General features: G+C 73.4%; 22 protein-coding genes. 12 read left to right on the top strand and 10 right to left on the bottom strand.

Going from position 1 to position 20,367, the window contains the following annotated elements; genetic code table 11:
* Positions 1-421 precede the first annotated feature (421 nt).
* Entirely contained in the window at positions 422-1,156 is a 735-nt protein-coding gene (locus tag ACIA8F_RS31980; RefSeq protein ID WP_399384064.1) for a class I SAM-dependent methyltransferase, read from the top strand.
* A gap of 16 nt (positions 1,157-1,172) precedes the next feature.
* Here the strand turns inward: ACIA8F_RS31980 and ACIA8F_RS31975 are convergent, their stop codons facing one another.
* The gene (locus ACIA8F_RS31975) at positions 1,173-1,523 is read right to left on the bottom strand and encodes a winged helix-turn-helix transcriptional regulator (RefSeq protein ID WP_399384062.1); all 351 of its coding nucleotides are present in this window, start codon (positions 1,521-1,523) and stop codon (positions 1,173-1,175) included.
* 97 nt (positions 1,524-1,620) lie between these two features.
* Between ACIA8F_RS31975 and ACIA8F_RS31970 the strand changes: the two genes are divergently transcribed.
* Positions 1,621-2,568 carry an NAD(P)-binding domain-containing protein gene (locus ACIA8F_RS31970; RefSeq protein WP_399384061.1) on the top strand — a complete coding sequence of 316 codons (948 nt, stop codon included), beginning with the start codon at positions 1,621-1,623 and terminating at the stop codon, positions 2,566-2,568.
* On the opposite strand, the gene ACIA8F_RS31965 is transcribed toward ACIA8F_RS31970, so the two are convergent.
* From ACIA8F_RS31965 to ACIA8F_RS31955, 3 genes are all read right to left on the bottom strand, one after another.
* Positions 2,558-3,451, bottom strand: a complete 894-nt coding sequence (locus tag ACIA8F_RS31965) for an EI24 domain-containing protein (RefSeq protein ID WP_399384059.1) — start codon at positions 3,449-3,451, stop codon at positions 2,558-2,560. The genes ACIA8F_RS31970 and ACIA8F_RS31965 overlap by 11 nt on opposite strands.
* A 135-nt stretch (positions 3,452-3,586) precedes the next feature.
* Positions 3,587-4,009 (bottom strand): organic hydroperoxide resistance protein, encoded by a 423-nt coding sequence (locus ACIA8F_RS31960; protein WP_399384057.1) that lies wholly within the window; start codon positions 4,007-4,009, stop codon positions 3,587-3,589.
* A gap of 65 nt (positions 4,010-4,074) precedes the next feature.
* Positions 4,075-5,097: an NADP-dependent oxidoreductase gene (locus ACIA8F_RS31955; protein WP_399384055.1), complete on the bottom strand. Its 1,023-nt coding sequence runs from the start codon at positions 5,095-5,097 to the stop codon at positions 4,075-4,077.
* A 129-nt stretch (positions 5,098-5,226) separates the two neighbouring features.
* Here ACIA8F_RS31955 and ACIA8F_RS31950 point away from each other — a divergent pair, with 129 nt between their 5' ends.
* Positions 5,227-5,649 carry a MarR family winged helix-turn-helix transcriptional regulator gene (locus ACIA8F_RS31950; RefSeq protein ID WP_389693118.1) on the top strand — a complete coding sequence of 141 codons (423 nt, stop codon included), beginning with the start codon at positions 5,227-5,229 and terminating at the stop codon, positions 5,647-5,649.
* A 24-nt stretch (positions 5,650-5,673) separates the two neighbouring features.
* Here ACIA8F_RS31950 and ACIA8F_RS31945 read toward each other — a convergent pair whose 3' ends face one another.
* The gene (locus ACIA8F_RS31945) at positions 5,674-6,450 is read right to left on the bottom strand and encodes a hypothetical protein (protein WP_399384053.1); all 777 of its coding nucleotides are present in this window, start codon (positions 6,448-6,450) and stop codon (positions 5,674-5,676) included.
* An 80-nt stretch (positions 6,451-6,530) separates the two neighbouring features.
* Here ACIA8F_RS31945 and ACIA8F_RS31940 point away from each other — a divergent pair, with 80 nt between their 5' ends.
* Positions 6,531-7,169 (top strand): hypothetical protein, encoded by a 639-nt coding sequence (locus ACIA8F_RS31940; protein ID WP_399384051.1) that lies wholly within the window; start codon positions 6,531-6,533, stop codon positions 7,167-7,169.
* On the opposite strand, the gene ACIA8F_RS31935 is transcribed toward ACIA8F_RS31940, so the two are convergent.
* The gene (locus ACIA8F_RS31935; protein ID WP_399384049.1) at positions 7,166-7,894 is read right to left on the bottom strand and encodes an esterase/lipase family protein; all 729 of its coding nucleotides are present in this window, start codon (positions 7,892-7,894) and stop codon (positions 7,166-7,168) included. The two genes, ACIA8F_RS31940 and ACIA8F_RS31935, sit on opposite strands and share 4 nt — an antisense overlap.
* A gap of 242 nt (positions 7,895-8,136) precedes the next feature.
* On the opposite strand from ACIA8F_RS31935, the gene ACIA8F_RS31930 reads away from it, so the two are divergent.
* From ACIA8F_RS31930 to ACIA8F_RS31920, 3 genes are all read left to right on the top strand, one after another.
* Positions 8,137-9,174 (top strand): rod shape-determining protein, encoded by a 1,038-nt coding sequence (locus tag ACIA8F_RS31930; protein WP_399384047.1) that lies wholly within the window; start codon positions 8,137-8,139, stop codon positions 9,172-9,174.
* Positions 9,171-10,766: a GAF domain-containing protein gene (locus ACIA8F_RS31925; RefSeq protein ID WP_399384045.1), complete on the top strand. Its 1,596-nt coding sequence runs from the start codon at positions 9,171-9,173 to the stop codon at positions 10,764-10,766. The genes ACIA8F_RS31930 and ACIA8F_RS31925 overlap by 4 nt, the downstream gene beginning before the upstream one ends.
* A gap of 243 nt (positions 10,767-11,009) precedes the next feature.
* The gene (locus ACIA8F_RS31920; RefSeq protein ID WP_399384042.1) at positions 11,010-12,374 is read left to right on the top strand and encodes a carboxyl transferase domain-containing protein; all 1,365 of its coding nucleotides are present in this window, start codon (positions 11,010-11,012) and stop codon (positions 12,372-12,374) included.
* Here the strand turns inward: ACIA8F_RS31920 and ACIA8F_RS31915 are convergent.
* Positions 12,371-13,483, bottom strand: coding sequence for an esterase-like activity of phytase family protein (locus ACIA8F_RS31915; protein ID WP_399384041.1), 1,113 nt, complete (start codon positions 13,481-13,483; stop codon positions 12,371-12,373). The genes ACIA8F_RS31920 and ACIA8F_RS31915 overlap by 4 nt on opposite strands.
* A gap of 294 nt (positions 13,484-13,777) precedes the next feature.
* Between ACIA8F_RS31915 and ACIA8F_RS31910 the strand changes: the two genes are divergently transcribed.
* Both ACIA8F_RS31910 and ACIA8F_RS31905 read left to right on the top strand, forming a co-directional pair.
* Positions 13,778-14,239 carry a cupin domain-containing protein gene (locus tag ACIA8F_RS31910; protein WP_399384039.1) on the top strand — a complete coding sequence of 154 codons (462 nt, stop codon included), beginning with the start codon at positions 13,778-13,780 and terminating at the stop codon, positions 14,237-14,239.
* Between the two features lie 288 nt (positions 14,240-14,527).
* The gene (locus tag ACIA8F_RS31905) at positions 14,528-14,695 is read left to right on the top strand and encodes a hypothetical protein (protein ID WP_399384037.1); all 168 of its coding nucleotides are present in this window, start codon (positions 14,528-14,530) and stop codon (positions 14,693-14,695) included.
* Between the two features lie 37 nt (positions 14,696-14,732).
* On the opposite strand, the gene ACIA8F_RS31900 is transcribed toward ACIA8F_RS31905, so the two are convergent.
* The gene (locus ACIA8F_RS31900) at positions 14,733-16,052 is read right to left on the bottom strand and encodes an MFS transporter (RefSeq protein ID WP_399384035.1); all 1,320 of its coding nucleotides are present in this window, start codon (positions 16,050-16,052) and stop codon (positions 14,733-14,735) included.
* A gap of 163 nt (positions 16,053-16,215) precedes the next feature.
* Between ACIA8F_RS31900 and ACIA8F_RS31895 the strand changes: the two genes are divergently transcribed.
* Entirely contained in the window at positions 16,216-17,427 is a 1,212-nt protein-coding gene (locus tag ACIA8F_RS31895; protein ID WP_399384034.1) for a glutamate--cysteine ligase, read from the top strand.
* A gap of 34 nt (positions 17,428-17,461) precedes the next feature.
* Here the strand turns inward: ACIA8F_RS31895 and ACIA8F_RS31890 are convergent, their stop codons facing one another.
* The gene (locus tag ACIA8F_RS31890; RefSeq protein WP_399384033.1) at positions 17,462-18,142 is read right to left on the bottom strand and encodes a response regulator; all 681 of its coding nucleotides are present in this window, start codon (positions 18,140-18,142) and stop codon (positions 17,462-17,464) included.
* Complete coding sequence (locus tag ACIA8F_RS31885) at positions 18,130-19,323, bottom strand: sensor histidine kinase (protein WP_399384032.1); 1,194 nt, start codon at positions 19,321-19,323, stop codon at positions 18,130-18,132. Before ACIA8F_RS31885 ends, ACIA8F_RS31890 begins: the two co-directional genes overlap by 13 nt.
* 224 nt (positions 19,324-19,547) lie before the next feature.
* Between ACIA8F_RS31885 and ACIA8F_RS31880 the strand changes: the two genes are divergently transcribed.
* Positions 19,548-19,832 (top strand): hypothetical protein, encoded by a 285-nt coding sequence (locus tag ACIA8F_RS31880; protein WP_399384030.1) that lies wholly within the window; start codon positions 19,548-19,550, stop codon positions 19,830-19,832.
* Positions 19,829-20,122 carry a hypothetical protein gene (locus ACIA8F_RS31875; RefSeq protein WP_399384029.1) on the top strand — a complete coding sequence of 98 codons (294 nt, stop codon included), beginning with the start codon at positions 19,829-19,831 and terminating at the stop codon, positions 20,120-20,122. Before ACIA8F_RS31880 ends, ACIA8F_RS31875 begins: the two co-directional genes overlap by 4 nt.
* Positions 20,123-20,367 lie beyond the last annotated feature (245 nt).

The following is a 20,367-nucleotide window of genomic DNA, read 5'->3' as shown; positions in this document are numbered from 1 at the left end:
ACTGTCCGGCTCGGACCCCGAGCAACCGATGCTCCGGACAAGGACGCGGACTCTAGGACGGTGGGGGACAGCTTTGAATCTTGCCGCCGGTCATCCTATCGGGTGGCGCAGGAGCGCTGCGGAGTCCCGGGAGATGCCGCACGCCCCCGGGCAGGGCCGCGTACGGGTGGACGCCGGTCGGGTGTCGGCAAGAACACCGCTCCGGAACCCGCGGGGAAACAGGGCCCGGGCCGCCCGGAAAAGGGCCCGTGGGGGCCCTGGGCGGGGCTCTGGAGCACTCCGCCACCCCGCCCCCGGGGGCGGGGTGCCACCCCGGCCCCAGAGGGTGCCACAGGGCCTGTCAGTCACCCCCAACACCCTATCTGACCTGGGCTTTTACCGTATGGACCGATAAAATCAGGGACAGCTGAAAGGGGTTCTGATGGACCGGAACATACGCAGTGTCGACGACGTGCTCGCCCTCATGGACGGGCTCTTCGCACCGGAGGCCGACCGCTGGACGGCCGGCGGTTCCGCTTGGTGGGACGGCTTCTACGCGGACCGCGAGCGGCCGGTGCCCTTCTTCGCGGCGAAGCCCGACGAGAACCTCGTCTCCGTCCTCGACCTCGGTCTGGTCCCCGCGGGCGGCCGCGCCCTGGACCTCGGCTGCGGACCGGGCCGCAACGCCCTGCACCTGGCCGCCCGGGGCTTCGAGGTGGACGCCGTCGACCTCTCCCCGACGGCCCTGGCCTGGGCCGGGGAGCGCGCCCGGGCCGCGGGGGCCCGGGTCCGCTTCCATCACGGGGACGCCTTCGGCGCGGCCGGCGCCGGGCTCGCGGGCCCGTACGACCTGATCTACGACTCGGGCTGCTTCCACCACCTGCCGCCGCACCGCCGGGTCAGCTACCTGGCCCTGCTGGACCGGCTGCTGGCCCCGGGCGGCCGCTTCGCCCTGACCTGCTTCGCCTCGGGCGCCATGGGTTCCGAGCTGTCCGATGCGGAGTTCTACGGCCGGGCACGGCTCGAAGGCGGGCTCGCCTACACGCCGCAGGCCCTGCGCTGGATCTTCGAGGACCTCACCGAGGTGGAGCTGCGCCGGATGAACGAGGAGCCGGAAGCCTCCGGTTCCTTCGGGAGGGCCTTCCTGTGGACGGCGCTGTTCCGCCGCCCGGAGTGAGGGACCGGCCCCGGCCTCACACGGTGACCGGCCGGACGGCCCCGGGGAGCAGGTGCTTCGCGCCCCAGGCCCCGAGGGCCTCCAGGGCCCCGTTCAGCTCGCGGCCCAGCGGGGTCAGCGAGTACTCCACGCGCGGCGGGACCTCCTCGTAGACCTCGCGGTGGACGATGCCGTCCGTCTCCAGCTCGCGCAGCTGGGCCGCGAGCACCTTCTCCGAGACCCCCGGGACCAGGCGGCGCAGTTCGCCGAAACGGCGCGGGCACTGCTCCAGCTCCCACAGGACCGACACCTTCCACTTGCCGTCGATCACGGACATCGCCGCGGCGATCCCGCAGTGATCCGCCCCCGGCCGCTGCGCCATTGCCATCGCGCACCCCTCCCCACCTGGTCGCTCACCTCGGGGTAACCACCCACTCCGAAGTGCGTACTTGAGCACCTGAAGGCCCTCGACCAGGCTAAACGGCATGACCGACACCAGCACGAAGCACGATGCGCAGACCATCGCGAACCCCGTTGTCCGAGCCGCTGCGAACGCCGCCGCGAAGACCCCGCTCACCCTCCTCGGACTCGGTGCCATGGGCACCGCCCTCGCCCGCACCTGGCTCGCCGCCGGGCACCCCCTCACCGTCTGGAACCGCACCCCCGGCAAGGCCGCGGCCCTCGCGGCCGAAGGCGCCCTCGTCGCGGCGAGCCCCGCCGAGGCGGTGGCCGCGAGCGGCCTGATCGTGGTGTGCCTGCTGGACCACGCCGGCGTGGGCTCGGCCCTGGAGGGCCTGGACCTCACCGGCAAGGACCTGGTCGACCTGACCACCGGCACGCCCGCCGACGGCCGCGCCCGGGCCGCATGGGCCCGGGAGCGCGGGGCCCGGTTCCTCGACGGCGGGATCATGGGCACCCCGTCGATGATGGGCACCCCCGCGGCGGGCGGGTACGTCTTCTACAGCGGCTCCCCCGACCTGTTCGGGGAGCACCGCAGCACGCTGGAGGTCCCGGCCGGCGCCCGCTTCGTCGGCTCCGACCCCGGCCACGCGGCCCTGCACGACGTGGCACTGCTGAGCGCGATGACCGGGCTGTTCGCCGGGATCTCGCACGCCTACGCGCTGATCGGGGGCGAGGACGTCTCGCCGAAGGACCTGGCTCCGCTGCTGGCCGAGTGGCTGGGGGCGATGGGCTTCTTCGCGGGCGCCGCCGCCGAGCGGCTGGTCTCCGGGGACTTCACCTCGGGCGTCGAATCGAACCTGGCCATGCAGGTCACGGGGAGCGCCACCTTGCTGAGGACCGCCGCGGAGCAGGGGGTCAGCACCGAGCTGATCGGTCCGTACCTGGACCTGATGCGGGAGCGCCTGGCCGCCGATCCGGCGGCCCACGCGGGCGAGGACAACGCCGGGGCGATCACCCTGCTCAGGCGCTGAGCCGCTTGCCCCGCACCTGAGTCCGGCCCTGGACCCGTGCCGGGTCCTGGGGCTGTGCCGGGTCCTGGGGCTGTGCCGGGCCCTGCTCCGGCTGCCGGGCCGCACCGTGGCCCTCGCCCTCGCCCGGTCCGTCCCCGTCGCCGTCACCCTCGCCCACCAGGTCCCGGACCATCAGGGTCGCCCCGGCCACGGCGCCGGGCATCAGGAACACGGCGACGAGCGGGACCAGGAAGGACAGCACGAGCGGCACCCCGAAGCCGAGCGCCAGCATCCGCCGTCCGCGCAGCAGCGCGAGCTGCTCGGTGAGCTGGATCCGTCGGCGCATCAGGGCGACGGAGGTGAGCTCCTGGGCGAGGAAGAAGCCGGAGACGCAGAAGCCCAGGACCGGGACCACGGTCTGTCCGATCACCGGGACGAAGCCCAGCGCGAAGAGCAGGATGCCGAAGAGCAGCACCCGGCCCAGGATCCGCAGGCTGTCCCGGGCGGAGATCCACAGCTCCTGTGCGAGCGTGAGGCCCGACTCCGGGACCTCGCCGCCCTCGGTGCGGTCGACCTGCTCGGAGAGGGACTCGTAGAACGGCTGGCCCACGAGCAGGGTCACGGCGGTGAAGGTGATCACCGCGAGGAAGAGCCCGAGGCAGAAGACCAGGGCGGTCAGGAAGCCGCGGAAGAGCCCGAGCCACGGGGAGGACCAGCCGTCGGCGAAGGGGGTCGCCCAGGCGGTCAGGTCGTCGGCGCCGTAGCCGAGGCCGATGAGGGCGCCCGCGTACAGCACCAGGGAGACGAGTCCGGGCAGCAGCCCGAAGCCCAGCCAGCGGCCGTGGCGCAGTACCCATCGCTGTCCGGCCAGCAGATAGCCGAATCCCCCCGCAAGATCACGCATGGTCCCAGTTTAGGGCGGGGGCCCGGGGGCGGAAGACGCCGGGCACGGCGAAGGCCGCACCCCGGTGCCTGGGTGCGGCCTTCGATGTACGGACGTACCGGATGAACCGGTACGAGCCGGTCGGCGGGTCGGAGATCAGACCGCGAGCTCGACCGTGATGTTGCCGCGGGTCGCCTTGGAGTACGGGCAGACCTGGTGGGCCTTCTCGATGAGGTCCTTGGCGGTGGCCGCGTCCACGTTCGGGATGGAGGCCGTGATCTTGACGATGATGCCGAAGCCGTCGTCGTTCTTGCCGATGCCGACCTCGGCGGTGACCGTGGAGCCGGTGATGTCGGCGTTCTCGTTGCGGGCGACGACGCCGAGCGCACCCTGGAAGCAGGCGCTGTAGCCGGCGGCGAACAGCTGCTCGGGGTTGGTGCCCTCGCCGCTGCCACCGAGCTCCTTCGGCGGGTTCACGACGACGTCGAGGCGGCCGTCGTTGGTGGCGACGCGGCCGTCACGGCCGTTCTCGGCGGTGGCAACAGCGGTGTACGCGACGTCGGACTGCTGGATGGACATGTAAGAAGATCCTCCTGGTAATCGCCGGGACTCGCGCCCACGCGTCACGGCGGTGTGGAGTGAGCCTAACCGGTGAAAGAAACGATCATCTTTCCGGTGTTGTCCCCGCGCAGCATTCCGAGGAAGGCGTCGGTGGCGTTCTCCACTCCCCGCACGACCGTCTCGTCGGCGACGAGCTGCCCGGAGCGCAGCCAGCCGGCCACGTCCTCGACGAACTGCGGCTGCAGTCCGGCGTGGTCCCCGACGAGGATGCCCTGCAGGCGCAGCCGCTTGCCGATGACGAGGGCGAGGTTGCGCGGGCCGGGCACGGGCTCGGTGGCGTTGTACTGGGCGATGGCCCCGCACAGGGTGGCCCGGCCGTGGACGTTGAGGGAGGAGATGGCGGCCTCCAGGTGGTCCCCGCCGACGTTGTCGAAGTAGACGTCGATGCCCTCGGGCGCGGCGTCCTTCAGCTGCTGGGCGACGGGGCCGCCCTTGTAGTTGAAGGCGGCGTCGAAACCGTACTTCTCCGTGAGGAGGGTCACCTTCTCGTCGGAGCCGGCGGAGCCGATCACCCGGGAGGCGCCCTTGATCTTCGCGAACTGGCCGACGAGGCTGCCGACCGCTCCGGCGGCGCCGGAGACGAAGACGGAGTCGCCCTCCTTGAAGGAGGCGACCTCGAAGAGCCCGGCGTAGGCCGTCAGACCCGGCATGCCGAGGACGCCGAGGTAGGCGGAGAGCGGGGCGAGCGAGGCGTCGACCTTGGTGGCGTGCTTGGCGTCCACGTCCGCGTACTCGCGCCAGCCCAGGCCGTGCAGCACGTGGTCGCCGACCGCGAAGCGCTCGTCGGCGGAGGCCACGACCTCGCCGACCGCGCCGCCGTCCATGGGCCGGTCGAGCTGGAAGGGCGGGACGTACGACTTCACGTCGTTCATCCGGCCGCGCATGTACGGGTCCACGGACATGTGGAGGTTGCGCACCAGAATCCGGCCGGCGGCGGGCTCGGCGACGACCGGCACCTCGCGCAGGGCGAAGTCCTCGGCGACGGGCCAGCCCTGCGGACGGCGGACGAGGTGCCACTCACGGCTGACGGCGGGGATCTCGGACATGCGTCACTCCTGGGGAGGGGGAAGAGTGCAGGGAAAAGGTGCAGGGGAAAGAGCAAAATGCTTCAGAACGTGAAACAACCATGCGCCTGGATATTTCATGTTGTCAAGTAAATGGGTACGCTTGGGTGCATGCCCAGCCGTCGCGCAGATCCCCTGACCCTCGAAGTCGTCGAGCTCATCGGCGACGTCGTGACCCGCTACCACCAGGAGTACGAGCACGCGGCCTCCAGCCACCAGCTCACCGGCGCCCAGGCCCGCGTGCTGAACCTGCTCTCCCTGGAGCCGATGCCGATGCGCAAGATCGCGCAGAAGCTGCGGTGCGAGCCCTCGAACATCACCGGCATCGTGGACCGCCTGGAGACCCGCGGACTCGTCGAGCGCCGCCCCGACCCGGCCGACCGCCGGGTGAAGCTGGCCGCGCCCACCGAGGAGGGCCTGCAGACCGCCGACCGGCTCCGCGCGTCCCTGGACTTCGCCCGGGAGCCCCTGGCCGGGCTCTCCCCGGCCGAGCGCGCGGTCCTGCGGGACCTGCTCAGGCGGATGCTGGGCTGAGCCCGCGGGCCGCCGGCGGAACCCTCAGCAGAAGAACCACCAGCAGTCGGTCGGCGTGGGCTTCGGGGTCGGCTTCTTGGAGGGCTTCGGCCTGGACGGCCCCTTCGACGTCGCGCTCCCGCTCGGAGTCGCGGAGCCCCCGGAGGACGAGGCCGTCGGCGCCGGAGACGTGGGCCGTACGCCCTGACCCGCCCCGGAGGCGCTGCGTGACGGCCCCGCCGGCCCGGAGGAGGAGACGGAGGCGGACGGTCCCGCACTGGAGGCTCCCGCAGCCGCGCCGGTCCCGCCCGGCTTCGTACCCCCGGACGTGGCCTTGGCCGGGCCGGTGGTCCGCCCCTTCGCCGGAGCCGTGCCCGAGGGCGCGGCCGGATCCCCCGTCAGGCCCGGCAGCGGAGCCGGCTCCGCGGGACCCGCGTCGTCGGTCAGCATCACCGTCGCCGCCCGGTCGGTGCGCTCCCCGTCGGCCGTCAGCCGGGCCAGGCCCAGGGTGACGCCGGCGGCGAGCAGCAGCCCGAGGCCCACGGTGAGCGCGGTCCGGCGGCGTCGGCGGTGCCCGGCGCGGCGGCGGTCTGCGGCGCGGCCCCGCCCCTGTCCGCGGCCCCGGCCTTCGCCCGCTTCCGCGGACAGCACGACCAGCGAGTCGGCGTACACGTCGGCGAGCGCGGCCGGGTCGCTCCCGAACGCGGCGGCGGAGCCGGGGGCGGCGGGCGCGGCGGATGTCAGCCGTTCGGCCGGGGTCCCGCATCCGGCGCACGCCAGCGCACCGTTGAGGTACCTGCGGCAGGCGATGCAATAGTCCATGGCGCCCCGCAGGCTACGCGTTCGCCCGCAACGGCCGTATACCGGGATCGTGAGGATCCTGTGTGGAAGGGTGGGGTTCCATGACGAGGACGCCGGGCACACCGCCCCCGACCCCGGGCCCCTTCGGCCCCGCCGGCTTCCAACTGGTGCTGCTGCGCCGGATGGCGGACTTCCGGCCGGAGCTCGCCGAGGAGGCCCGCCGGCGGCTCGGCGCCTCCCCGGCCGAGCAGCGGGAGGCCAACAAGCGCTGGCAGGCCATGGTGCGCTCCCCCCGGTCGCGGGGCTCCCTGGCCCGCTACCGCTCGGTGCTCGGCCCGCCCGAGGCCGTCTCCTCCCGCACGATCGGCGATCTGACGTGCGAGGCCCTGCTGTGGCCGGTGCCGCTCTGGCCGGACCTGCGCTTCGAGGTGCTCGCCGCGCCGGACGGGGCCGTCTGGAACGAGTGGCTGGTCCGGGCCCCGGGGGCGCCCAGTCCCGTACTGGAATCGCCGGACGACCTGCTGCCCTGGTCGGCGACGGTCGACGAGGTGGCCCGGGCCTTCGGCCCCGTCCGCCCGATGGAGGGCTCCGCGCCGACGCGGTGGCGGCTGGCGTTCACCGCGTCGGGGCGGGCCTGCGTCGCGGAGTTCACGTACGGCCTGCTCCAGGAGGTCACGGTGGCTGAGCCGGCCGCCCCCTCCCAGGAGCGGACGGTGGCGGAGCCGCCCGCCCCTTCCTAGGAGCGCAGGAAGGCTCGTACGCCCGCCGAGGTGGGGTCGTCCCCGAGCAGGTCGTTGTGCTTGAGGCAGCCGACCGGGGTGTTCGTCGCCCCGGTGAGCGGGACGCTGTCGTCGGGGTTGATGACCTCGTCGCAGTTCGACCAGAAGGTGGCGTACCGCACCGTGCCGGGGGTCTCGTCGCCGGAGTTCAGGTTCTTCACCACATAGGAGCCGGGGGTCATGTCCCGGCAGGCCTGGTCCCACAGGGCGCAGGCCCAGGCGGTGGAGGTGCCGCGGTTGGGGCCGGCGAGGGAGACCCAGTGGTCGACGTAGGGGGCGCCGCCGCCGAACTTCACGTACCAGCGGGTGACCAGCGAGCCGAAGGAGTGGGCGACCAGGTCCACCCGGGCGGCGCCGGTCTGCCGCCGGACCTCGTCCACGTAGGCGGCGAGGCGTCCCGAGAGGACCTCGTTGACGGACTGGTGGGTGTCGTAGCCGAAGGAGAAGAGCTCTGAGTCGGCGTACCCGTCGGCGCGCAGGTCCTCGCGCAGGGATCCCCAGACGCCGGGGTCGGCGTTGTAGCCGTGCACGAAGACCACCGGATTGCGCGCCGCGGCCGCGGCCCGACCCGGGGCCGGAGTCGGGGCCGGAGCCCGGCCCGAGGCCTGGGCCGGGAGCGCGGGCGCCGCGAGCAGCACCAGGCAGAGCGTCAGGAGGGCGAGCAGTCGCTGGCGGACCGTCAGCATCGAGTCCCCTTTACCTTGTTACGCACGAGTAGCAGGATCGGTGCGGGCATGGTCGCGCCTGGCGTCGCAGAATTCCACCCCCGTGCAGCACTCACCGGCGCCCCTCGTGACCCTTCCGTATCTCAAGACACCCCCCACCCGGAGCATCAAATCGGGCAATACGGGTAATTCACCCGAGAAGATACGAAGTGTGACCGGCGTCCGCCGGTCTTCTTGCGTCAGCGCTCTCGGGAGGATCTGCCGTGACCGTCAGTCTTGAGCAGTTGCGCCGCTGCCACGTGGCCGTCGACCTCGGAGCGGCCAGGACCCGCGTCTACGTCAAGGGCCTCGGCCTGGTCGTGGACGAGCCCAGCGTCGCCGCCGTGAACACCCGGACCGGTGCGCTCATCGCCGTCGGCACCTTCGCCGAACGGATGACGGGCCGCACGCCCGACTACATCCGCGTGGTCCGCCCGGTCTCCGGCGGCACCGTCGTGGACATCGAGATGGCCCAGCGCATGCTGCGCCACCTCCTCGGCGAGAAGCTGCGGCGCGCCCTGCGCCGCAAGCCCCGGCTGCGGGCCGCCGCCTGCACCCCGCACGACGCCGACCCGCTCGCCCAGCGCGCGGCGGTGGAGACGATGGTCGGACTCGGCGCCCGGCGCGTCGAACTCGTCGACACCCTGATCGCGGCGGCCGTCGGCTGCGGGCTGCCCGTGGAGCAGCCGACCGCGACCATGATCATGGTGTGCGGGGCCGCCGCCACCCAGGTCGCCGTCCTCTCCCTCGGCTCGATCGTCACCGCCGTACGGATCCCCGTCGGCGGCGAGGCCATCGACCACGCCGTGGTCCAGCACCTGCGCCACGCGCACGAGCTGATGCTGCCCAGCCAGGCCGTACGACCGCTCCAACTCGCCCTGCACGGCAACGGCATCACCGCCGGCGGACCCACCTCCACCCTCATCCACGGCCGCGACGTGGCCACCGGCCTCGCCCGCTCCGTCCACGTGGACACCGCCGCCGTCCGCGACGCCATCCACACCCCGCTGACCGCCGTGCTCGACGGCATCGGCAAGGTGCTGCGCGACTGCCCGCCGGACCTGGTGGCCGACCTGACGGACCGAGGGATCATGATGGTGGGCGGCAGCGCCTTGCTGCCGGGCCTGGACCAGATGCTCCGCGATGCCACCGGGATGCCCGTGGCCATCGCCGAACGGCCGGACATCTGCGCCGTACTGGGCCTCGGCATGATGCTCGAAGGGAAGATCGCCCCCATGGTTCTGAACCCCCTGGCCGAATGACGGACGCCGAGCCCTCCCCGCCGGCCCCCGGGGACGGGAGGGACGTCGCCGCCCGCCAGGCCGCCAGCCTGCCCGTGCTCCTGGAGGCGGTCCTCAGCGTCGGTTCCGAACTCGAACTGCGGACCACCCTCCAGCACATCGTGGATTCGGCGACCGAGCTGTGTGCGGCACGGTACGGAGCGCTCGGGGTCATCGACCCCGAGCGCGCCCGGCTGACCGAGCTGTTCACCGCCGGGATGACCGAGGCCGAGCGGGCCGCGATCCCCCACCTGCCGGACGGCCGCTGCGGCCTGCTCGGAGCCCTGATCAACGATCCGCGCCCGCTCGTCCTGGAGGACCTGAGCCAGGACCCCCGCGCGGCGGGCTTCCCGCCGGGGCACCCCCCGATGAAGGGCTTCCTCGGCGTCCCCATCCGGGTCCACACCGAGGTCTTCGGCAACCTCTACCTCACCGACAAACAGGGCGGCGGCCCGTTCACGGACGAGGACCTCGCACTGCTGCGCGTCCTGGCCTCGCAGGCGGGGATAGCGATCGGCAACGCCCGGCTGTACGAGACCGCGCGCCGCCGGGAGCGATGGATCGAGGGCGCCGCCGCCGTGACCACCACCCTGCTGGCGGGCCGCCCTGCGGCGGACGCGCTGATGTGCGTGGCCGAACGGGCCCGGCTGCTCGCCGACGCCGCGGCCGGGGTCGTCCTCCAGCCGACCCCCGAGGGCGGCATGGAGATCGTGGCCGCCTCCACGCAGGGGGACCCCGGCGATCTCGTCGGCACGGCCATCGCCCCGGGCTCCGCGGTCCTGGAACAGCTCCTGGGCGGAGAGCCGGTCTTCATAGAGGATTCGGCGACGGACCCCCGGATGACCACCCACGTACGGGAGCGCTTCGGCCCCAGCATGATGCTGCCCCTCCAGAGCGGCGGGCAGCTCATCGGCACGCTCGCCCTGCCGCGCGAGCGCGGCGGCCCCGCCTACGACGCGGTCGACCGGCTGCTCGCCTCGCAGTTCGCCTCCCAGGCCGCACTGGCCCTGGTCCTGGCGGACGCCCAGCACGACCGCGAGCAGCTGGCCGTCTACGAGGACCGCGACCGCATCGCCCGCGACCTCCACGACCTGGTGGTGCAGCGGCTGTTCGCCACGGAGATGATGCTGGAGAGCACCCGGCGGCGCTCCGCGAAGGCACCCGCCGGGGACACGGTCGGCGAGGAACTCGGCCGGGCCGTGGACGAGCTCGACTCCACCATCCAGGAGGTCCGCACGGCCATCTTCGCCCTCCAGCAGCCCCCGACGGACGCGCCGACCACCTTCCGGGGCCGGGTCCTCCGGGAGACCGGCGGGGCGGCGGTGCTGCTGGGCTTCCAGCCGTCGGTGCACTTCGCGGGCACGGTGGACGCGCTGCTCCCCGATGCGGTGGCGGGAGACCTCCTCTCCGCCCTGCGCGGCGCGCTGGCGGCGGCGCACCGGCGGGCGGAGGTCACCTCCATCGACGTCGAGGTCGACGCGGTCCCCACCCGGGTCCGCCTCACCGTCTCCGACGACGGCCGCACGGAATCGGGCACCCGGGGCACCACCCTGACCTGGGAAGCCCCGCTCTGACGCTGCGCGGGCGCCGGGTGCCCTGCGGGGCTGATCTTGCCCGGCCGGGGCTGGTTTGCCGCGCAGCGGCACAATCCAGCCCCTCCGGCGTTTGAGGAGCGGGGTCTGGGGCGGAGCCCCAGGGGGTCCGGGGCGCAGCCCCGGGGAACGGGCGAAGGGCGGGTCGGGGACTTCGCCCCCGCAGGGCAGACGCACCCGCACCGCGCGAGCCACGCCCCAGCGCAGGGCCCGTACGCTGGCGGCGTGACGACCCGCCCCTCGGCCCGCGCCGCCATCGCCTCCGCCACCGACCCCGGCAGCTTCACCGAACTCCCCGCCCCACCAGGGGACTCCGCCCCCGACGGCCCCCTCGGCTGGGCCGGCTACGACGACTCCCGCGCCCGCGCCACCGCCCGCACCGGCGAGGAGGAGTCCGTCGTCACCGGCACCGCCCGCATCGGCGGCCGCGAAGCCGCCGTGATCGCCTTCGAGTTCGGCTTCCTGGGCGGTTCCCTCGGCCACCGCACCGGTGACCGCCTGGAGGCGGCCTACACCCACGCCCGCACCCACCGGCTCCCCCTGGTCTCCCTCATCGCCACCGGCGGCTCCCGCATGCAGGAGGGCATGCTCGCGCTGACCCAACTGCAGCGCGTGGCACGCCAGTCCGCCCTCACCCGGGCCGCGGGCCTCCCGCAGATCGCCGTTCTGCGCGACCCCACGACCGGCGGCGGCTGGGCCACCCTCGGAGCGGGGGCCGACGTGATCCTCGCGCTGCCCGGGGCGCAGGTCGGGTTCGCCGGGTCCCGGGTGCGGCCGCCGGACGCGGATCCGGCCGCCTACACCGCCGAGGGGCAGTACGCCGCCGGGCACGTGGACGCCGTCGTCCCCGCCGCGGAGCTCGCCGCGACCCTGGCGGCCTGGCTCGGGGTGTTCGCCGCGCCCCGGTCCGCCGAGCCGGTGGAACCTCCCGCCGCGCTGGCCGACGTAGGGCTGCCGCCGACGGGATGGGACGCCGTCCGGCAGGCCCGGCACCCCGGCCGGCCGCGCGCGGGGCGGTACCTGGACGCGTACTTCGAGCTCCGGCTGCCCCTGTCGGGCGACCGGGCGGGCGGCACCGACCCCGGGATGCTGTGCGGGTTCGGGCTCCGGGAGGGCCGGGCCGTGGCCTACGCCGCCCAGTGCGGCACCGCCACCCGCCCGGCGGGGTACCGCACCGCGGCCCGCGTCGTGCGGCTCGCGGACCGGCTCGGAATCCCGGTGCTCACCCTCGTGGACACCCCCGGCGCGGCCAACGACGCCGCCGCCGAGCACGCGGGCGCCGGCGCGGCCATCGCGGACGCCTTCGCGGCGCTCGCCTCGGCCGCGGTCCCCGTGACCACCCTCCTCATCGGCGAGGGCGGCTCGGGCGGGGCCCTGGCCCTGGCGGCGCACGGCAACACCTGGGTCACCCCGGACAGCTACTTCTCGGTGATCGCCCCCGAACTGGCGGCGGCCATCCTCAAGCGCCCCCCGGAGTCGGCCCCGGCCACGGCGGACCAGCTGCGCGTCCGCCCCCAGGACCTGGTCGCCCTGGGGGTCGCCCGCGGCATCGTCGCCACCGCGAAGGAAGAGAAGGAAGACACCCCCTAGCGGCCCCAGCTCCGCGCCGGCAGCTTCACGTCCACCCGGTACAGCCGGGTGATCTGCTGCGCCAGCTCGTTGTCGTCGCTGGTCAGGAGCAGCCGCACCCGACCGTGCCCGCCGCGGCCGTCGCGCTTGTCGCCCTCACCGTAGGACGTGACCACCATGCCCTCGACGTTGTCGACCAGCGGGTGGTTCTGCGGCAGCTTGGACGGCGCGCCCAGCGTCGGGCAGCCGTCCAGGTCCCCGATCAGCGTCTTGCGCGCGGTGCGCAGCCGCGGTCCCTCGGCCAGCGCCGCCACCTTCGAGGTGTCCGTGGCGCCCAGGGGGTCGGCGACGTACAGCCGCACCGTGATCTTGAACTGCTGGGTGAAGCCGCGCTCCAGCACGATCAGCCGGCCGTCGCGGGTGGGCGCGAGCTCCACCAGCCCGTGTCCGGAGTCCACGGGGTACGCGTACTGCCGCCCCAGGACGAACTCCCCGTTGCGGCCGTGCCGTTCCCAGGTCTGGATCCGCTGGAGCGTCCGCCCCTGCGCGTCCTTGCCGTCTCCGGCGAGCACGCCTTCGACGCCGGCGACGAGGGTGTCGCCCCCGGGCAGCAGGGTCAGGGATTCGAAGGTCTGGTTGACGGTGGCCCGGCCCGCGGGCGCGAGCTTGAAGGCGTCGGGGATCGGGAGCGAGCCCAGCACCTCACCGGTGCGGGAGTAGCGGCGGATCGCGGGGGTGGTCTCGTCCGTCACCAGGTAGCTGCCGTCGCGGTCGACGACGATCCCCTCGGAGTCGAGGGCCTTGCCCGCGCCGTCGGTCAGCGGCAGCCGGGCGGTGGCCGTCGCCGTCGGGGTGTCGCCGCGGCCCACCTTCAGCTTGTACAGGGCCGACTTGTCGGAGACCGCGGCGATCGTGCCGTCCCGGTCCACCGCGAGTCCGGAGAGCCCGCCGACCAGCTTCCCGTCGATGAGGGTCTTGTCGAGGGAGTCCGAGTACCCGGCGACCGAGAGGTACGGGGAGCAGGAACGGTCCCCCTTCGGCACCGAGGGGGCCGCGAGGGCCTGCGGAACGAGAGCTCCGGAGAGCGCGGCGGTGGCCGCGGCGGTGGCGACGAGCGTACGAAGGCGCATGAAAGGCCTTCCTCCTGGATCAGATGAGGAGATGCGAAGCGGGGGCAGCGAGGGGTGACTTCCGAACTGTCATATGGCGAATCGAAAGAAAAAGGAAGACCCGGCAACACAAGGGCAACGAACCCGCCAACTTCCCTTCACACTCCCGCAGATCGGGCGAGCCTTCCCGGGCCGACCCCCACGTGCCGCCCGAAGTGCCGGGTCGGGTGCGCCCGGTCGCAGAACCCCGCCGCCACGGCCGCCGTGTCAGGAACGTACAAGACCGTCCGGTGCGCGCCCCGGCAGTCTGCCGGTATGACGACACGCGAGAGCACGCACGAGAACACGCCCGGGAACATGCACGAGAACACGCCCGGGAGCGCACCCGCGAGCACGCACGGGAACGGTCGCCCGTCGGCGCACGGCGTGGTGAACATCGCGGAAAAACTGGCCGGTTTCACCGAGCAGTGGGCCCCGCACCGGATCGCCCGGGTCAACGACTACGAGATCAAGATCGCCAAGGTCCAGGGCGAGTTCATATGGCACACCCACGAGGACACCGACGAACTGTTCCTCGTCGTCAGCGGCACCCTGACGATCCGGCTGCGCGCCGGGGACGTCGTCGTGAACCCCGGGGAGATCTACGTGGTCCCGCGCGGGGTGGAGCACTGCCCGCAGGCCGACGGGGAGACGGCGATCCTGCTGTTCGAGCCGGTCGGCACCGCCAACACCGGCGGCGAGGTCAGCGACCGCACCCGCGAGCCGGTGGACGCGTAAGGGACCGCCCGCCCGCCTGCCAGCCCGGTGACGGAACCCCGAGACCCCCCGCGGGCGTCTCCCCCACGGGACACGAGGGAGGGGTGGGGCGTGCACGATGCCGGGAGGGGAACCGACGGCAAGCGGTGGCCGGGCGGCCGCCTATGGGGACCGGCGCTTGCGAATCTCCTGATCGGAGTGGTCGCGGTCATTCCGGGCGCGTGCGCGTGGTGGCTCGTGATGGAGTACCCGTCACTGAAATGCACTCCCACGAGCTGCGACAGGGACGCGGCCGAACCTGCACCCGTCATGATGTTCGGCGCCGTGCTCGGCGGCCTGATCGTCCTCGGGCTGATGCTGGTGGTGGACGTCCTCGTGCCACGGCAGGAGGGGCAACGGCCGCACCGATGGCTCGGCATGGCCGTGCTCGTCCCGGTCCCCTTCGCCGTCGGCCAGGCCCTGGGCCGGCTGTGGTAGCTCCTGCGCCTCGGCGGACCCGAGGCCGCCCTCCCCCTCAGGCCTGCGGGGTGCGCGCGTCGTAGCGGGCGAAGCCGCGCCAGCGCAGGGCCAGAAGCGCCAGGACGAGGACGCAGCCGAGCCCGCCGCCCGTGATCGCGAGGGTCGGGGAGGTGAGTTCGGCGGCGGTCCCGGCGAGGAAGTCCCCGAGCCGGGGCCCGCCGGCGACGACCACGATGAAGACGCCCTGCAGGCGGCCCCGCATCCCGTCCGGGGTGGCGGCCTGGAGCATGGTGGTGCGGAACACCATCGAGATGCTGTCGGCGCATCCGGCCAGGGCCAGGAACAGCAGCCCGAGCCAGAGGTTGCGGGTCAGCCCGAACACGGCGACGGCCAGCCCCCACCCTGCGACGGAGAGCAGGATCGCCACTCCGTGCCGGCGGATCCGCCCCTGCCAGCCGGAGAGCAGCCCGCCGAGCAGCGCCCCGACGGCGGGAGCGGCCACGAGCAGCCCGACCGTCTTGGCGTCGCCGCCGTACCAGAGCACGGCGACGGCCGGGAACAGCGCCCTCGGCTGGGCCAGCACCATGGCGGCCAGGTCGGAGAAGAACGTCATCCGGATGTTCGGCCGGGTCCCCAGGAAGCGCAGGCCGTCGAGCACGGAGGCCCGCCCCGTGCGGCCCGCCTCCTCGGGCTTCATCGGCGGCAGCCGCCACGTCGCGTAGAGGGCGGCGCCGAAGGTGACGGCGTCGATCAGGTACGCGGCCTGGTAGCCCCACCAGCCGACGACGACCCCGCCCAGGGCCGGGCCGGCCGTCATGCCGAAGGTCATGACCACGGAGTTCAGCGCGTTGGCGGCGGGCAGCTGCTCGGCGGGGAGCAGGCGCGGGATCATCGCCGACCGGGCGGGCCCGTTGAGGGCTCCGCAGAGGGACTGGAGCGCGACCACGGAGTACAGCAGCCAGACCCGGTGGTAGTCCATGAGCGCGGCGCCGGCCAGGGCGAAGGAGAGGGCGGCCAGGCCGAGCGCACTGACGAGGCCGAGTTTGCGCCGGTCGACGGTGTCGGCGATGGCCCCGCCGTAGAGCCCGAAGGTGACCAGCGGGACGAGCGAACAGAGCCCGACCAGTCCGACGGAGAAGCTGGAGCCGGTGATCTCGTAGACCTGGAGCGAAATGGCCAGGGCCGTCATCGCCTGGCCCAGCCAGGACACGATGCCGCCGAACCACAGCCGCCGGAAGTCCGGGGAGGTTCTCAGCGGGGTGAGGTCGGCCCATATGCGGCGTCGGGGGCGGGTGGACGGGGGTGCATCGGTCGTACGGGTCACATCGGATGATAAGCAGCCACCGCTGGGGGCCCGGTCGTGCGGACTGCGCATTCACGCACGCGCAACACTCACCCCACCCGGAACCGGCGCCCCGCGGCGACGCATTTCTTGCCGGTAACCCGCCACTATCACCGGACATTTGACCGAATAGACGTGCGCTCCTCGCCTGGAGTTCAGCTCATGATGAAAAGACTCGTATGTCCAGGGAGGCGCAGTGATCGAACCTGGCACCAGCACCACGAGCACCGGCACCACGAGCACCGCGGCCACGAACGCCGGCACCACGCAGACCGGGCCGAAGCCGGCAGGACCGCGCACGAGCGGCCCGGTCTTCCCCCTCACCCTGGGGGTCGAGGAGGAGTTCCTCCTCGTCGACGCCCGCACCCTGCGGGTGGTCCCGGCCGCCCCGCTCGTCCTGTCCACCGCCGCGGGGCTCCCCCACGAACTGCACCCCGAAGGCACCCGCTACCAGGTGGAGATCTCCACCCCCGTCGCCGAATCGGCCGCGGTCCTGCGCGGCGAGCTCGCCGGTCTGCGCAGAACCCTCGCGCGGGCCGCCCGCGCCCACGGCTGCCGGCTGCTGGCGGCGCCCTCACCGGTGGTCGCCCTGGAGGGCCCCCTCCACCTGACCGACGACGAGCCGCGCCAGCGCGAGCAGGCCCGGCGCTTCGGCGCCCTCACGGACACCCTGGTGAGCTGCGGCCGGCACATCCACGTCGGCACCCTCGACGTGGACACCGCGGTGGCCGTCTCCAACCGGGTCCGGCCCTGGCTGCCCACGCTGATCGCACTGGCGGCCAATTCCCCCTTCTGGGGCGGCCGCGACACCGGCCACGCCAGCTGGCGGGCGATGGCCTGGGCGGGCTGGCCCTCGGCGGGCCTGCCCCCGCACTTCACCTCGACGGCCCACTTCCGGCGCTCCGTGCAGACCCTGCTCGGCTCCGGGGCGGCCCTCGACACCAAGATGGTCTACTGGGACCTCCGGCCCTCGGGGAACTGGCCGACGCTGGAAATCCGCGCCCCCGACATGTCCCCGGACATCGACTCGGCCATCCTCCAGGCCGAGCTGGCCCGCGCCCTCGTCGCGACGGCCCTGCGCGAGATCGCCGAGCAGCGGCCCGATCCGCCCGTACGGGACGACGTACTGCGCCTCGCGCGCTGGCGGGCGGCCCACGACGGGCTGGAGGGGTTCGGGCTGGACCCGTACACGGGGGCCGAACTCCCGGCGGCGGACCTGGCGGAGGCCCTGCTCGACCTGGTGGCCCCCGAACTGGCCGCGTCCGGCGACCTCGACCACGCGGCGAAGACCATGGCCGGCCTGCTGCGCGACGGCTCGGGCGCCCACCGCCAGCGCACGGCCTTCGCCCGCCGCGGCGACCTGAAGGACGTCCTGCGCCACCTCGCGGACGAAACGGAGGCCTCCTGACCCGCGCACCAGCGGCGGGTGCGGACCCGTCCCGTCAGGCGAGGCCGGAGCGGTGGGCCAGGAGGGCGATCTGCACGCGGTTGCCGAGGTCCAGCTTGGTGAAGATGTGCGAGATGTGGGACTTGACCGTGGGGACGCTCATGTACAGCACGTCGGCGATCTGGGCGTTGGTCAGACCCCTGCCGACGGCGAGGGCCACTTCGAGCTCCCGCTCCGCGAGCAGGCCGAGCCGTTCGCGGGCCTCCTCGCCCGCCGGTACGGCGGACTGCGGGGAGGGCGGGCCGGCCGGGACCGCGACGGCCGCGATCAGCTCGCTCAGCGCCTCGCGCGACATGACGGGCTCCCCCGCGGCCGCCTGCCGTACGGCGTCGATGATCCGCGCCGGGCTGGTGTGTTTGAGGAGGAACCCGGCCGCGCCCGCCTGAAGGGCGCGCAGGACGTAGCTGTCGGTGGTGAAGGTCGTCAGCATCACGACCTCGGGGGCGTCCGGGCGGGCCTTGAGGATCCGGGTGGCCTCGAGGCCGTCGAGGGTCGGCATGCGGATGTCCATCAGGACGAGGTCGGGGCGGAACGCGTCGGCGAGCGCTTCGGCCTCGCTTCCGTCTCCCGCCTCGGCGACGATCTCGATGCCGGGGGCGGAGGCGAGCATCATGCGCAGGCCGGCGCGGACCAGGGCGTCGTCGTCGACGAGCAGGACGCGGATCACGCGGGCCACGGCAGCCGAGCCCGGATGTGGTGGGTGTGCCCGGTCCGGCCGTAGGTGAGCTCACCGCCCACCAGGGCGGCCCGCTCGCGCAGCCCCGCCAGACCCGATCCGCTGCCCGGCAGTGCCGCACCGGGGCCGTCGGTCGCGGGGTTGGTGACCTCCAGGGTCAGTCCCGCCCTCGGTGCTGCGTCGAGGCGGATGCGCACGGTCTGGCCCGGCGCGTGCTTGCGGGCGTTGGTGAGCGCTTCCTGCACGATCCGGTAGGCGGTGCGGCCCGTGGCCGGCGGTACGGGTGCGGTGGCGGCCGCCACGTTCTGGTTCATGTCGATGTCCATGCCCGCGGCCCGGGACTCCTCCAGCAGGGCGGTCAGGTCGGCGAGGGTGGGCTGGGGCGGCTCGGGCCGGGCGTCCGCGGGCTGCAGGGGGGTCCGTAGGACACCGAGGACCTGCTGGAGGTCCTCCATGGCCTGGTGCGCGCTGGACCGGATGACCTCGGCGGACTGTGCGATCTGCTCGGGCGGCGCGCCGGGATGGACCTGGAGGGCCCCCGCGTGGACGCTCAGCAGCGACAGCCGGTGGGCGAGCACGTCGTGCATCTCCCGGGCCAGCGACTCCCGTTCCCGCCGGCGGACCTGGTCCGTGCGCTCCGCGGCCCGCGCCTGGTCCTCCGCCTTGCGCTCGCGCATCGAGCGGGACACCAGTCCCCAGCCCACGGCCGCCCCGACGAGCACGGCGGCGGTCAGTGCCGTGGTCAGGCGGTCGGTGCCGGGCGGCGGAGGGAACGCCCAGCCCAACGGCAGCGGGAGCAGCCCCAGGGCCGTCGTCGCGTACACGGTCCTGACCGGGCAGGTCGAGGCGACGGTGAACAGGGCGATGAGTGCGCCGGGGAGGAACGGCCCGAGCGTCGAGAGCATCAGCAGCAGGGCGAGGGGCGCGGGCCGGCGCTTGCGCCACAGCAGCAGGGTGCTGACGGCCAGCGGCATCAGCCCCCAGTGCACGAAGCCCGCGAGGTGCCCGGCAGGCAGGATGCCCTCCAGCGGCGGAACGCCCTTCAGCAGGGTGGCGAACCACGGATAGGCCCACTGGCCGCGCGTCCCGGATACCGCCACGCACAGCGCGGCACTGGCCGTCACGACGACCGGGCCGCTGCTCCGGCGCAGCACGCCGCGGATCTTGTCCTCCCACTCCATGATGCACAAGGCTAAACGCGGAGAAATCCCCCCAACGGCCGATCAGCCCCACAATCGTGCGTTCGCCGCCGAACTTGGACGAAAGGATGAGTCGTCCGCACGGATCCTCCTTTCGTCCGCTTCGTCCGCGCTGCATCGCCGACTTTCCGCCGATGCAGCGGAACCCCCGGTGTTCCTAGGTTCTTCCCCATCGACTGATTCGTCCTCACAGGGAGAGACACCAGATGAAGCACCTCACCGCCCCCGCCCGGCACGCCGTGACCACGGCGGTGGTCCTCGTCGCGGGCGTCGTCGGCGTGGCAAGCGGCATGCCCATCGCCACGCGCACGACGGCCCACCTCCTGCGCTTCGCCTTCGGCGACAACGTCCACGCCCAGGCCATCGCCCAGCTCGTCCTCCTCCTCATCGGGATGGGCACGCTCGGCTTCGCCGTCCACCGCGCCCTGCGCCCCCTCGCGCCCGCCGCCACCCCGCTCGACGAGACGGCCGAAGGGGTCCCGGCCGCATGAACCGCTTCGCTCCCGCCGCCCGCCCGCTCCTCGCCTCCTTGGCGTTCCTCACGGCACTGCTCGCCTTCGCCGACGGCATCCCACCGACCGGCCAGGTGGTCACCCCGCTCTCCCGCGCACTCTTCGGCGACGCCTTCTACGGTCCGGCCCTGAGCGACTACCTGCTCGTACTCCTCCTCCTATGGGCGACGATCACTACCCTCGGGATCTCCCTCCTGGCCACCTTCGACACACACCCCGAGCAGCCGGAGCCCCTGAAGGCCCCGGCCCGGGACGGCGCAGCGATCTGATCACCTCCTCGAACTGAGCCCGATGCGCCCTTCGAAGCCCCTCGACCGGGGGTCGTGCAGCGATCGCCGCACGACCCCCTTTCGGAGACGTCGGTCCCTGCCCGTCGGCTGCGGGGGTTCCGGCTCCTATCCGATGGTGAGGAAGGTGTCCCAGCCGTCCTCGTCGCGGCCGCTGGCTGCGCCGACGGTGGTGGCGCTGCCGGCGTAGAGCCATTGGTAGCCCTCGGTGCCGGAGCCGACGGCCC

The organism is Streptomyces sp. NPDC051563 (genome assembly GCF_044454225.1).
Taxonomy (GTDB): Bacteria; Actinomycetota; Actinomycetes; order Streptomycetales; family Streptomycetaceae; genus Streptomyces.
Note: the sequence above shows the minus strand (reverse complement) of the source record. Positions and strands in the feature narration are given on the sequence as shown.